13 protein-coding genes are annotated in these 14,455 nt (G+C 36.4%); 2 read left to right on the forward strand and 11 right to left on the reverse strand.

Annotated features, from left to right (window positions below):
- From KTHG_RS21340 to KTHG_RS13860, 11 genes are all read right to left on the reverse strand, one after another.
- Positions 1–1,422, reverse strand: a 1,422-nt coding sequence (locus tag KTHG_RS21340; protein ID WP_255512472.1) for an adhesive domain-containing protein, incomplete at its 3' end; no start/stop codon positions are given.
- A gap of 106 nt (positions 1,423–1,528) precedes the next feature.
- Positions 1,529–2,812, reverse strand: a complete 1,284-nt coding sequence (locus KTHG_RS13815; protein ID WP_139994393.1) for a nucleotide sugar dehydrogenase — start codon at positions 2,810–2,812, stop codon at positions 1,529–1,531.
- Positions 2,799–3,827 carry an NAD-dependent epimerase gene (locus tag KTHG_RS13820; protein WP_139994395.1) on the reverse strand — a complete coding sequence of 343 codons (1,029 nt, stop codon included), beginning with the start codon at positions 3,825–3,827 and terminating at the stop codon, positions 2,799–2,801. Before KTHG_RS13820 ends, KTHG_RS13815 begins: the two co-directional genes overlap by 14 nt.
- A gap of 1 nt (position 3,828) precedes the next feature.
- Entirely contained in the window at positions 3,829–5,622 is a 1,794-nt protein-coding gene (locus KTHG_RS13825) for a polysaccharide biosynthesis protein (protein ID WP_255512473.1), read from the reverse strand.
- Between the two features lie 892 nt (positions 5,623–6,514).
- Positions 6,515–7,618: a glycosyltransferase family 4 protein gene (locus KTHG_RS13830; RefSeq protein WP_139994397.1), complete on the reverse strand. Its 1,104-nt coding sequence runs from the start codon at positions 7,616–7,618 to the stop codon at positions 6,515–6,517.
- Positions 7,615–9,021: a capsule biosynthesis protein CapI gene (locus KTHG_RS13835; protein WP_139994399.1), complete on the reverse strand. Its 1,407-nt coding sequence runs from the start codon at positions 9,019–9,021 to the stop codon at positions 7,615–7,617. Before KTHG_RS13835 ends, KTHG_RS13830 begins: the two co-directional genes overlap by 4 nt.
- Positions 9,021–9,563, reverse strand: a complete 543-nt coding sequence (locus KTHG_RS13840; RefSeq protein ID WP_139994401.1) for an acyltransferase — start codon at positions 9,561–9,563, stop codon at positions 9,021–9,023. Before KTHG_RS13840 ends, KTHG_RS13835 begins: the two co-directional genes overlap by 1 nt.
- Positions 9,538–10,764 (reverse strand): lipopolysaccharide biosynthesis protein, encoded by a 1,227-nt coding sequence (locus KTHG_RS13845; RefSeq protein WP_186439616.1) that lies wholly within the window; start codon positions 10,762–10,764, stop codon positions 9,538–9,540. Before KTHG_RS13845 ends, KTHG_RS13840 begins: the two co-directional genes overlap by 26 nt.
- A gap of 14 nt (positions 10,765–10,778) precedes the next feature.
- Complete coding sequence (locus tag KTHG_RS13850) at positions 10,779–11,543, reverse strand: tyrosine-protein phosphatase (RefSeq protein ID WP_139994405.1); 765 nt, start codon at positions 11,541–11,543, stop codon at positions 10,779–10,781.
- Positions 11,544–11,555: 12 nt separating this feature from the next.
- Positions 11,556–12,251: a CpsD/CapB family tyrosine-protein kinase gene (locus KTHG_RS13855; protein WP_139994406.1), complete on the reverse strand. Its 696-nt coding sequence runs from the start codon at positions 12,249–12,251 to the stop codon at positions 11,556–11,558.
- Positions 12,248–13,042 (reverse strand): YveK family protein, encoded by a 795-nt coding sequence (locus KTHG_RS13860; RefSeq protein ID WP_186439617.1) that lies wholly within the window; start codon positions 13,040–13,042, stop codon positions 12,248–12,250. Before KTHG_RS13860 ends, KTHG_RS13855 begins: the two co-directional genes overlap by 4 nt.
- Positions 13,043–13,189: 147 nt before the next feature.
- Between KTHG_RS13860 and KTHG_RS13865 the strand changes: the two genes are divergently transcribed.
- Positions 13,190–14,131, forward strand: coding sequence for an LCP family glycopolymer transferase (locus tag KTHG_RS13865; RefSeq protein ID WP_186439618.1), 942 nt, complete (start codon positions 13,190–13,192; stop codon positions 14,129–14,131).
- Positions 14,132–14,152: 21 nt separating this feature from the next.
- Entirely contained in the window at positions 14,153–14,371 is a 219-nt protein-coding gene (locus KTHG_RS13870; protein ID WP_139994412.1) for a DNA-binding protein, read from the forward strand.
- Positions 14,372–14,455 lie beyond the last annotated feature (84 nt).

Genomic DNA, 14,455 nt, shown 5'->3' on the forward strand with positions numbered 1-14,455 from the left:
ACCGACTTCGTTCCCGTCTTTGTCATATACATTCACCGTTGCGCCTGGCTCTGTTTTACCTGTTACTTGGTAACCATCTGTTGAGTTACCTGTTGTTGCCACATCCGTTGGTGCCGCTGGTGCTACTACAGGATCCGCCGGTGTTTCTGTTGAAGCTGGCTCACTTTCGCCATTTGCATTTGTAGCTGTGACTGTTAATGGCGCTTCTGGTCCTACCGAGCCTGGAACGTCAATTGTAAAGTTTCCATCTGCGTCCGCTTTACCTGTGCCGACTTCTTTGCCATCTGCATCATACACAGTCACATCTGAATTTGGTTCTGCTTTACCTGTTACTTCGTAGCCATCTGTTGAGTTACCTGTTGTCGCCACATCCGTTGGTGCTGCTGGTGCTACGAAATCATCTGGGTTTCCTTGGTAATAAACTGTACTCTTACCATCAGAAGCTGCGAATAAATCTAACGTAATAACATTCCCTTTTACAACTGACCCTACGAATCCTGCATCAAGTGTCGGGTTCGTATTTAAATATTCAGCTGGACCTGTCACTTTAGTAGGGATAACAATTTCTGTGTCCCCTAATACAGCCGCATCCGCCAATTGATTAATAATTTCCCCACCAGCTGTAATAACAGCCTTTAATGTTGCAACAGCTGTTTTAACTGCTAATTTAAGTGGAATTAATGCGGTGTTTAGTGCTGCCACTGGCAATGCTAGTAGAGGTGAGCCTGTCGCATTTAATGCTTGAATGGCGTTATCTAAATCCGTCAATACGGTATTTAAATTTTGTGCTAAAATCAAGCCTAATCCGTCATCAATTGGTGCAGATAATACGGAACCGTCCGCATTTACAGTGACAGGGGCAGTGAATGTTCCTTGACCAACTTCACCTAAATTATTTAATAGATTTAATTGTTTGTTCACTTCATCTAGGTTAATTTGAATACCTGGCGTTGCAGACAGCGCTGATGTTATCGCACCCAATACATCATTCGTCGCATCAAGAACTGGCTTTACAAGTGGTACTTCGTTAATACGAACTGTAATAGATGAATCAATTTGGGCTTGACCATTTGGTTGCACAAGGCCTTGTAATTCCTCCGGTACACCTAGAACAACCTGTTTTTTACCACTAGTAATTGTGGAAGCTTGTGCAAGGGATGCCCCTGAAACTGTGAAATTCACATTTTGCGTGCCATCTGGATTTAGTTGGAAACGATCTGCAGTTGTTGTTCCTGAATCATTTGTTAATGTCATATTGCTTAATAATTCAATATCTAACACAGCCGCACTGGCAGATTTTTGAGAAACATTTGGCTTTCCGTTTTCTCCAAATGAAATTGCATAAGGTGTAGCAACTAATGAAAATGCAAGCATTGATGCAGCGGCACTTTTAGTCCACTTTGAATAGTTTTTCTTCGGCATTTCATAACCTTCTTTCTGAATTTTAGAATATGGGTAATACAGATGAAACTTCTACAACTTACTAGCTCCCTCTACCAGGCCAACACCTCCTTTAATGTACAATCACTTAAAAATTAAAGTGCGTCACGAGCGCAGGCTTGCAAGTTGGGTCTAAGCAACTTTTGATATCTACGACAATGCCATCCTCTTTTGCTAATAATGTCGTTAAATACGGCCACGATTTTTCAATATACTCATTATGTGCAACCGCGACAATAACCGCATCCGATTTTACTAACTCACTTTCTTTACTTAGACGTAGCTGATAATGCTCATATACTTCCGCGGCATCTGCATGTGGATCATGCACTTGAATCGATACTCCGTAAGCCTCTAACTCTCGCACAAGAGCTGCCACTTTCGTATTTCGAATATCTGGCACATTTTCTTTGAAGGTCACACCTAAAACCGTTACGAGCGCATCCTGTAGTATGACACCTTGTGCATGAAGTTTTTTGACAATCATGCTCGCCATTTGCTCAGGAAAAGCATCATTTAATCGGCGACCTGCTAAAATCAGTTCTGGATTATAGCCAACCTGCTGCGCTTTATACGTTAAATAATAAGGATCGACGCCGATGCAGTGACCACCGACTAGACCCGGTGTAAAGTTTAAGAAATTCCACTTCGTTCCCGCTGCCTTTAACACTTCTGACGTATTAATATCTAAAGCATCAAACAATAGCGCAAGCTCATTCATAAATGCAATGTTGATATCACGCTGCGTATTTTCGATGATTTTTGCTGCTTCTGCTACTTTAATAGAAGGTGCCTTATACACTCCAGCAGTTACAACTAGCTCATACACCTCTGCAATACGATTTGTAATAAAGGATGTTTGACCTGCCACAATCTTTTGAATCGTTGTGAAACTACGTTTTTTATCCCCTGGATTGATACGCTCCGGAGAATAGCCAACGTGAAAATCTACACCTTCGCGCAGTGATGAAAAGCGCTCGAGAACTGGTATGCATTCCTCTTCTGTTAATCCTGGGTACACAGTAGATTCATAAACAACAATTGTTCCAGGTTTTAAATGCTGTCCAATCATTTTTGAGGCACTTAAAATTGGTGTAAGATCTGGTTGATTATCCGTATTGATTGGTGTGGGCACGGACACAATAATAAAATTACATTGTGCTAATTCTTCTGGGTCTGACGTATATTGAATATTTGTATGTGCTAATTCATAGGATGTCACTTCATTTGTTACATCTATGCCAGCAGCTAATTCTTTTATTCGCTTATTACTGATATCAAAGCCAACAACTTGTCGAACCTTTCCAAAGGCTACTGCAACTGGCAAACCCACATAGCCTAAGCCGACGACACCAATTTTATAGTTTTTCATATACTGCCTCCTCCACTGCATAATACGATTCATACCATTTCACAAAGGAACGAATGCCCTGCTCAATCGTTGTCTGTGGTACATAACCAATTTTTTGTTGCAGTGCTTGAACATCCGCATACGTATTTGGTACATCACCAGGCTGAATCGGCATCAAATTCTTTTCCGCTACACGCCCAAGTGTTTTTTCCAATACTTCAATGAAATCCATTAATTTCACAGGCTCACTATGTCCGATATTTACAACCTGGTAAGGTGCAAAGCTTTCAGGTAAAGGTGCTCCTTGCTCATGCCATTTTTCATTTACTGCTGGAATGGTATTCATTAAACGGATAATACTCTCTACGATGTCATCGATATATGTAAAGTCTCGTAGCATTTCACCGTAGTTGTACACATCTATTGTTTTATTATTCAGAATATTCTTTGTAAATTTAAATAATGCCATATCAGGACGACCCCAAGGACCGTAGACAGTGAAAAAGCGCATTCCTGTTGTTGGTAAATCGTATAAATGACTATAGGAATGTGCAAATAACTCATTCGATTTTTTCGTTGCTGCATACAGACTCACCGGATGATCAACTGAATCATTTGTTGAAAACGGATAATTTTTATTACCACCGTACACCGAGCTAGATGATGCATATAAAAAATGAGGTGTTTTAAATTCTCGACAGCATTCTAAAATTGTTGAAAAGCCAACAACATTCGTTTGTACATACCTCTCTGGAAAGTCGATACTGTAACGAACGCCCGCCTGCGCTGCTAAATGTATCACGCGCTCAAACTGATTCACTGAGAAAAGATGTACCATCGTATGTCGATCCGCAATGTCTGCCTCTATAAATTCAAACTGTGGATGTGCAATCCTTTTCAAACGATCTTTTTTCAATGTAACATCGTAATAATCATTTAAATTGTCTACCCCGACAACATGATGTCCATCCTCTACTAATCGCTTCGCTAAATGCGAACCTATAAATCCCGCACATCCTGTTACTAAAATACGCATCCTATCCCCTGCTTTCTGCGACAACCCGTTGTCGTTGATTTGCAAAACTTAATAGTTTGCCTTTAATATCCTCTACTGGTGTTTGTAAAATAACCGCCAAAAATTCATCTAGCTCTTGCTGGGTACAGCTTTGTGTCGCACCCACATAAATTTTATTAAACACCTTATGCAGTAATTGCTCCTGTTCACCTAATAAGGTTTCATGTAACTTTTCGCCTTCACGAATGCCCGTTTCTACAATTGGAATATCTTCTAACTCATGACCTGACAAGCGAATTAAATTTTGTGCCAAATCGATAATTTTTACCGGCTTTCCCATATCTAAAATGAAAATTTCGCCGCCTTCTGTTAAAGAAGATGCTTGCAATACTAAACGTGCCGCTTCTGGAATCGTCATGAAATAGCGTGTCATTCGTTTGTCTGTTAACGTAATCGGGCCCCCGTTAGCAATTTGCTGTTGAAATAATGGGATTACTGAGCCACGAGAGCCAAGTACATTCCCAAAACGGACAACCGCGAATTTTGTGTCACTTTGTTTTGCCACTTGCTGAATAATCATTTCTGCTACACGCTTTGTTGCGCCCATGATATTTGGTGGATCAACAGCTTTATCACTCGATATCATAACGAATCGTTCGACACCTGCCTTGTGTGCTGCCTGTGCTACATGACGCGTACCAAAAATATTATTTTTAATACTGTCATATGGATTCTGCTCCATTAGTGGTACATGCTTGTGAGCTGCCGCATGGTAGACAATTTCAGGACGATGCGTGTACATCACTTGCTCAATCGCATCAGCATCGCGAATATCAGCAATAATGCACTGAAGAGGAATCGATGTCAGTCCACGTAACTCTCGTTCAATTAAATAAATCGAATTTTCACCATGCCCGAGTAAAATTAGTTTTTTAGGCTGTAGACGAATTAATTGACGACAAATTTCAGAACCAATCGAACCGCCAGCACCTGTGACAAGTACAACCTTATTTGTTACTGTTTCACGAAGCTTTGTTTCATCAAGTGCTACTTCCTCACGTCCAAGTAAATCGTCAATGTGGACATCTCGCGTTTGATGAATTGGCTTACCATTTACTAAGTCTTCAATAGAAGGAATCACCTGCGTTTTTAATCCTGTTTCAATACATAGCTGCATAATTTGACGGAGCTTTTCACGATTGAGTGAAGGAATTGCGACAACTAATTGATCTACTTGAAACTTAAGGGCTGTACTTTTTAATAATTTAATCTCACTCAGTACTGGTATAGAGCCAATTTCCAACCCAATTTTTTTATAATCATCATCTACAAAACCAGCGATGTCATATTGTTTTTTATGACGTAATCGATCTGCGAATAGGCGTCCCGCTTCTCCTGCTCCTATAATAAGAAGCCTTTTCTTTTGCTCAGATGCAGTATTCACTAATCTACTCTCACCTCTCACTTTATACTGATAAGAAATACGTGTGATAAGTAGATAACAAATTAACACAAGTACTGATAGTGTCACGGTTTCAACTGGTGTACCTAGTAATAATTGAGTAGCACCTGCAATCGTACTCATGCTCAATGTGCAAAATAGTAAGCGACTCGCACTTAATGAAAGCACGTCTTTTTTATAAAGCTGTGTTAAAAAAGCAGCAACCATTGTCATTGAAACAACTAGACACACAGCAAAAATTAGACTATACGATATACTTTTTTGTGAAGATAAGCTAAATGTCATTAAAAATAATAAAATCAAGAAGGTTAAATCAGATATAGTCCATTTCCAATTAAATAACAATTTACGCAAACATCATCACCTCATTTATTTTTGCGTATAGAACTTATTTATTATTTTTTAAATCTAGCCATAATATAGCATATATTTGATTTCACAAAACATTTTTACATGTTTTATATTAAAATAGTGTTCGTTAAAAAAATTTTTACTATTTTTTTAGTTGCTATTTTTTCTCACAAATCCTTTAATAACAACGTTTAACACATTGTCAATTTAGATGAAAAAAATTCAATTTATGCCTGGGAACCTTTTAATTTAATCCCATTTTCATCTAATTTTTTTACTATTTTATTTAAATAAAAATAAAAATTTGTCAATAGTAATTTTTTTCATTCTTTTTCTACTTAATTTCCACAATAATAATTTGAAAATTCAGATATAAACACAGTAATTTGACCTACTCATTAATAAAGAAATAAAATGACTAAATTCTCTCTTTCATTTCCTTAAAAATAATGTTTTTTTTAGGTATTTAGAACTTTATTTTATTAAAAAAATAAAGATATGATTTTTACAATTCTAAAGTTTCTTTTTTTAAAATGGATTAATAAGACCAATGACTATGTTTAAACATTAATTGATGTGGTAACACAATGGAGAATATTGTATTTTTTAAGATAATACATACCATTTTTTATATTTTTGTTATATTATAAAAATAAATATGGTTTTTAACGACTTATTTTTAGACCATTTTCATTATAAAATTTCATTGTTTTTTAGATTACATTAAATATTATACTAGAAAAATATACTATTTTTTTGTGTTTTAATTTCATAATTAACGTAGTGTTTAACTTTAATTTTTCATTAATTTTAGTTAAATGACATCTTTAAAAGCTATATAAAAAAGAGAACATCTCCTATGAGATGCTCTCTTTTCTTTTATATTGGATTGTTATCAATTAGAGGAGAGTTTTTGAAAAGCGCTTTTTCGCTTTTCCTCCACTACAGCTTGTTCAAAACGCTGAATATACTCTTGATTTCTCTTTGATATACGTCTCCATAAAGCGGAATCATACATGAACAAGCTAATCTTCGCGGCCATTTCTTTCGCATCACGTGCTGGAAACATGACGTCATCTGTTAATAATTCTGGAATTCCACCAACACGAGATGCAACCACTGGCACTCCATAGCTCATCGCCTCCATAATACTTCGGCCAATTGCTTCTGTATAACTAGGCTGCACATACAATTGTAGAGATTGATACCAAGCGGGCAAATATTGCTCATCGATAATTCCCTCATGTTGAATTGTAATATTTTGATAGTTCGGGTGCTGAATTAGACTGCCTTCGCCTAATAAGCGCACGATAATAGGACGATTTAGTTTATCTAGCTGTCTTAATGCCTTAAAAAGGGTTGTATGTCCTTTATAAGCTGCGTCTAATGATCCTATCATTCCAATTGTAAAAGGCTGTTGCTGCCATTTTGCTTCAGTAGGCTGTTTTTTTATCGTTGCATTCGCTACTGTGTAATTTTGTTGTTGATTTGGATAGCACTGCTGTAAATAATTATCCGTCACATAGATTGCCACTGCAGCGTTTGTGACAATTTTCTTCATTGAATAATGAAGAAAAGGTGCCGCTATTTTATAAACTGGATTGCCATGAAGTCCATATGCCTCCAGCGCATTTCCTACTACCTCTACTCCATAGGTTTTTTGCTGCTTTATACAGGCTAAACCAACAAAAGTGCCAATATGAGAAGGCAATCTTATGATAATATCTTCACTCGATGCCACAATTTGCATTGCTAGAGTCCACATATCTTTTAGGTTCAAATAAATAGACTTTGTTGATTGAAATGAAATATTGTGCATAATAATTGGGCTGCTTATTGGTGAAAGTTTACTATTTTTCACTTGTTGAATCATTGGGTAAACATGAATTTCATCTGCAACATCTAAATACTTCTGCCACGTACGATCTGAAAAATTTTTAGAATAATAATGTGTACCATCAAATTGAAAGCGTAAATCATAAATATACGTCAACTTCATGTAACTAATTCCTTTCTTCTCAAAACAATATAGCGATTCGCTAAATACAATGTAATATTCAGTAGTAAAACGAATGAAATATCATTTAATAAAATTCCTGCATTTTGTCCCATCATAAAGCCCATTCTCGTAATTGGAATCGTTAAGAAAAAAATCAACTCAATTTGATTATGTCGACACATGATTTTATAAAGCATGTAAACACACCCTACAAAGGCAACATTTAATAATGGCGCTAGTAAAAAGCCTCCATAAAAGTTGCCTTGCCCAACCATCGGAATAATTTGTGCGACATGGTCTGAAAAATAAATACGATAATTGTATAGATAGTTACTAAACTCAAAACCATCCAGTTGCTTGAAAAAAATATTCAAACCAATGATTGGTCGTCCTAAATCATAAATAAAGTTACCGATTGTTGCAGCATTCGGAAAATAAGTAGGCAACTCCATAGCTAATGCTACATTATATGGTCCACCCGCATAAATTTGAAGCATATCGGTCAAATCAATTAGGCGATTTTCACCACCTGTAATCGATACAGTATTTCTGTACGAGGTAATATTCATAAAAACAATGACTAATAACGCGACAGTGCCAAAAATGAATGGTAACGCACGTTTTAAAAATAGTCGATAAAATAAATATAAACTCGCAATAGCACTAATCAGAAAATCTGAGCGGTTATCGCCAAATAGAATTGTGACGTTGATTAATACGACACCAAAAGATAACCAAATCCAAAGCCTTGCCTGTGTACGTTCATACTGACGATACAGCGTCGTCATCATCAATAGAAATATTAAGTATTTTGCAGTGATTAATATAAATTGTACGGTACTAATTTTAAAACCACCTGTTCCAATATCAACCATATTGTCATGCGGCATTAAAAAAGCAAAGCTGTTGAGCGCTTCTGGTACTGCGACCAAAACACCTACGCTCATCACAATATAAAATATATAAATAAAAGTTGATTGAGGTAGCTCAACACGTGTATGGGTAGAATTTTTCAACAAAAGTGCTTTTTGACGTGAAAAGAAAAAAGCAACTGCTGCTGTTGTGACGATAAGTTCCCACATCATTAATAAAATCGCTGTTGAAAAGGAGCTCGCCATTGGATCAACAGGAGAGCGGCCAATATACCAGCCTGATTTTACAATTAAAAAAGGCAGTACCATATAGCGTAAAAATGTCACAATCGTATAACTCATTAAAAATGTATTAAAGCGATAAAATAAAAGTGGACTTAGAATTAAAATAAACAGTAGCATATAAAGAAGCGGCAAAGCATATAACAACTCATAGCCCTGATATGTTGTATGAGTATTAATAAAAATACTTGTAAAAATGCCAAGCCCAATGACAATACAAGACACCATAATATGCGAAATAAGTTTCATTACGACACCTGCTCTTGTTCTTTATAAAGGGTGCGCAATGCCTTCGCCGGCGATCCTGCCGCAAAGATATACGGCTCAATGTTTTTTGTTACACTTGAGCAAGCACCAATAATGCTACCAGCGCCAATAGTTGTTCCTTTAGCAACAACTGAATTACTCGCTATCCATACACCTTCACCAATAATAATTGGTGCTAATTCAGACAATGTGTTGCTCACACGACCATCGATATATTGGTGCTTTGTTGTTGCCACAACAACACGTGGTGACAGAATCACACCTGATTCAATTTTCAGTCCTCCCGCTGCATTAATCCAACATTGATGAGCAATATAGACATCATCGCCTACCTCCATATTCCAAATGACGTTAATCGTCACACCCTTCGCAATTTGAAAATTTTTCCCGCAGGATTTAAAAAAAGGACGCATGCAACGCCCACGCCATTGATTACAAATTTTTAAATTCGGGAGTAGCTCAAACAATAGTTGAATACTATGTAGTACAACAAAATATTTAAGAAACTTGTTCAACTTTTTCATGTAAAGTCCCCCTTTTTCGCAACCATTTTCTAAAATAAAATTCCTTTGTAATATAAAGTACCGCACTATTAACACTCATAGCTGCAGCTGCACCGACAATTCCCCATTCATAGACAAACCAGGCTGTTAGCGGAATGCCAATTGCACTTGAAATGAGCGCAAAATATAATTGTTTTTTGATAACACCGATACTTAAAAATAATGTATCAATATTCCAATTAAGTGCATTAAAGAAAATACAAATACACATCCATGGTAATAACCAAGCATACGCGGCATAATCCGCGGCATAAATAATCGTCAACATCCACTTACCCGCAACAATACTTGCTAGCATAAGAACAACACATAACGAGGCAGCAATACTTAATAAATCACGATACAATACACGCTGAATTTGACGATAGTCTTCTGCTACATGCAACCGTTTAAACACATGTAAATAATTCTGCGAAATTGCACCCATTAAAATATTGGCAATAACGGTTATGTAAGCAATTGCTGAAAAATAACCGAGCATTTCGGATGACGAAAAAAATTCAAGTGCATAGCGAGGTAAAAAAGTATTAAAAGATACGACAAGCTGTGTGATACCTAGTGGTAGTCCTAATGTTAAAATCGACCATACAAGAGAAGTTGAAATGGTACGCTCAAAAGGATAGCGTTTGACGAATAATTTTATTTCTATAGCTAAATAACAAAACTGTGCTACTACTTGTACCGTAACTGCCGTTAGTAAATCACGGCTCCATACTAAGCTACCTATAAACAATATCGTTAGCAAAATTTGTTTGATGACAATTTGTTTCGATAGTCTTGCCATATCCTGTTCGCGATGTGCTAACGCATACATAAAATCACTGACAAGCTCAAGCATTTTAGATAAACCTACTATTGCGATAATTAACCAGGTATCATGATATGCAAAAAATGCTAATAAACTGATTTCTAAAAATGAAATCAATGCGATAATATTTCGTGCAATACTATATGCACGATAATTTGCTTCCTCTGCATTCACATATAAAGATCGCAACTTCATATTCGCAAAAAGGGCAAGTGGTGAAGTAATTGCTAAAGCAAGTGCATAAACACCAACATCTGTTGGTGTTAGCCACTTTGCAATCATAATGAGCATTAGCCATTTTACAAAGGCTGTTACTAAATTAGAGGTAAATGTCCAGGAGATTTTTTTTAGCATATGTCTTCCCTCCCCTATCGACGTAGCCACCATCGCTTTTTACTAGGTTGTTCAGGCTCTAAAACTTCTACTGGTTGGTTCCGTAGCACCGCTTCATTATTTTCTAGCAGTAACGCTGCATAATCAGCAAAACCACGTTTTTCTAAAACAGAAATCGCACGTTCAAGATCAAAATGACGGCGTTCTAAATCATGTGCATCTGTTCCAATAAAATGAATTAACTGCCGATCTAATAACTCAAAAGCAGTCTTCTCAACTCGCTTACCATACTTACCCAAAATAGCACCTGTCGTTAGCTGTGCCAACATACCACTTCGTACAAATTGCTCTAGAACATTCGCATCCTGAATAATATTTTGCTGACGCTCAGGATGTGCAATAATTGGTGTATAGCCTGCTTCAAGTAAGCCATGAAAAGTTGACAACGTGTAATGTGGTAAATGTCCTGATGGCAATTCAATTAAAGCATACTGACTATTTGCTAATGTCAGCACATCATGATTTATAACATGTTCTACTGTATTTTCTGAAATCGTGATTTCATGCCCTTCAAACACTTTTAAATCCCAATTTTGTTGTTCAATATGATGACGTAGTAAGGCCAATTTATCGAACACATCCTCTTTTGAAACATTTAATGCCCCTTTATGAGCATGACTTGTTGAAATAAGTTGTGTAATTCCCTGTTTCATTGCCTGTTCTAGCATCATTAATGATTCTTCAAATGTGCCCGGTCCATCATCTGCTTGAAATAAAATATGACTGTGTAAATCGACCATACACTGCACTCCTTAGTCATTGACATATGAACGATAATATTTTGAGCTGTAGTAGTTTACATTAGAAGCGGTCACGTTATTCATGACAACCCCTAAAACTTTAGCATCGGCACTCTTCAATAAATTCATCGCTTTTTTCGCCATTTTTTTATCCGTATTCATCGAATCCACTACTAAAATGGTTCCATCTAATCGATTAGCTAGTAGTTGCGTATCTGTAACTGCTAGTAGCGGCGATGTATCAAAGATTATCCAATCATAACTTTCCTCCACTTCAGCTAGGAATGTTTGAAATCGCTGAGACCCAAGCAATTCAGAAGGATTTGGTGGTATAGGTCCACTCGTCATAATCGATAGACCAGTAACATCTGTTCGCTGTATTGCTGATGCTACTTCAATTTGATTTGATAATACATGAGAAAGTCCTACTGTATTTTTTAAATGAAAAGTATAATGTACGGTAGGCTTTCGCAGATCTGCATCAATAAACAACACATTTTTTCCTTCTTCTGCTAATAGATAAGCTAAATTTGCCGCTGTTGTTGATTTTCCCTCTGCTTGAATAGCAGATGTAACTAAAAAAGATTTCAGTTTATCACTTTTTGAGAATTTAATATTCGTGCGCAGTGTGCGATACTGCTCAGATATCACAGCTTGTGGCTGTTCTCGGACAATTAATTGCCGTGCAGCGCGCGTCATTTTTTTCATCCTTTATCCCTCCTCAAAGTTGACATCCAAATAGGCGTTTTTTGTTTCTTAGATATGTTCTTTTTCGGCGGCTTCGTATTTACTGTTTGTTTACTTAACTTACGCTTTTGTGCATTATTCATTTGATGAATACTGCCGATTACCGGCACCTCTAAGTATTCTTCAATTTCTCGCTCAGATTTAAATGTATGGTCCGTTAATTCTAAAATAGCAATTAATAGACCACCCGCTATGATGCCTAATAATGCACCTGCTACTAGATTTAAGGCGACATTTGGAGAGACTGGCGTAAAGGAATTTTTTAAATTTGCCTGTGATAAAATTTGTACATTTTTCACTTCAATTAAACCTGGTGTTTTTTGTTTGAATATTTCGGCAATTTTATTTGCAATTGTAACTGACTCAACAGGATCTGTGCTACGAATCGAAATATTCATTACTTTAGAATTTTCTTCACTTGCAACTGTCAAACTTTCCCTAAGTTTTTTTACATCCATCGACAAATTCAGGTCTCTAATGACTTCATCTAGAATGACATCACTTTTTACAATCGCTATATACGTATTCATCAATTGTAAATCCGTTTGTGTCTCTTGATAGGGATTGACACTATCTCCTTTTTGGACCTTATTAATTAATAATTGTGTCGTTGCATCGTATTTTGGTGTTACTACCACAAATGTAATAACGGAACTAATTGCCAGTCCTAATAGCCCCATAAATAAAAGGAGGCCAAAACGCTTTTTCACAATATGAACAATTTCTTCTACGCTGATTGCTGAGCTACTCAAATTTATACCTCCCATAGAAAATACTAGACGTCCACTCTTTTTTCGATATATATTAGTAAAAATGGTAAATCCTTGTCATCTCCAATATAACCATTTCTTTCGTATAGGTAAACATGTTTTTATTATAAGTAAGGGGGCATGAACAAAATGTCAGTTAAAAAAGATAAAAAGTATCAATTTTTTAACTTCAAAAAAATAATTTGGGTACTTGTAACTATTTTACTTCTATTAACGATAGCCGCCAGCTATACGTATAGCAAAGTAAAAAGTGCACAAGATAGTTATCAAAAAACAAAAATTGTGTACGAGACAAAAGAACGGAAAACGCCTAGTAATGAGATAGTAAAGGGTTCGAAACCTATTTCATTGCTGTTATTAGGTGTTGATGAACGTGAAAATGACAGCGGTCGATCAGACACAATGATTACTGTAACTTTAAACCCAGACAAACGTTCTGCAAAATTAATAAGTATCCCTCGAGACAGCTATGTTGAAATTGCTGGGAAAGAGAAATTTGACAAGATAAATCACGCATATGCCTATGCTGGAATTGAAGGCGCTAGTAAAACTGTAGAACAGTTATTCAGCATCCCTATTGACTATGTCGTGAAGATTAACATGGATGGTGTTGTCGATTTAGTTGACTTAATGGGTGGTGTAACCGTAAACAATCCCACTGCATTCTCAAGTCACGGCAAGGATTTTAAAAAGGGAGAAATTACCCTAGATGGTGAATCTACACTAGAGTATATTCGTATGAGAAAATCAGACCCGGATGGTGACTTTGGACGCCAAAATAGACAACGAGCCGTCTTAGTTGGATTGGCAGAACAACTTAAATCTGCTGAAACTATTAAGAAATTCGACAATCTGTTAATTGTCATGAAACATAATATGCAAACAAACATTCCTATGGACCAATTAAATACGTTACGTAAAAATTATTTAACTACCATTGAAAAAACAGAACAGCTTTCTTTAAATGAAGGAACCGATATGAAGAAAAAAGGTATCTATTACTATAAATTGGATACAAAGCAATTGGAAGAAGTAAAGGATGCCTTAAATAAACATTTAGAGCTGCAATAAAGTACAAGAGGTGAATGAATAATGGGAATTGATAACTATATGACTCCTTATGAAGCTGCACATCGCTGGAAAATTTCGTATTACAAAATTAACCGTATTTTAGCTAATCGTTCTTATATTCAAAAAGACCTGGACAATAAAACACTTAAATACTTTCAAATACCAGACAGTAAACGTTGTTACTGGGTGATTCATATTCGTGCAATGGAACGATGGTATGGGCCAGAGCCTAAAAATTAACTACTAAAAAAAGAGGCTGGGACATACGTATAAAAACAACCGCTCCTAGGAGCATAAGAAAACCGGAACTGCGCTGTAGCGCGG

Origin of the sequence: Kurthia sp. Dielmo, from assembly GCF_000307285.2 — a bacterium.
GTDB classification, from domain to species: Bacteria; Bacillota; Bacilli; order Bacillales_A; family Planococcaceae; genus Kurthia; species Kurthia populi.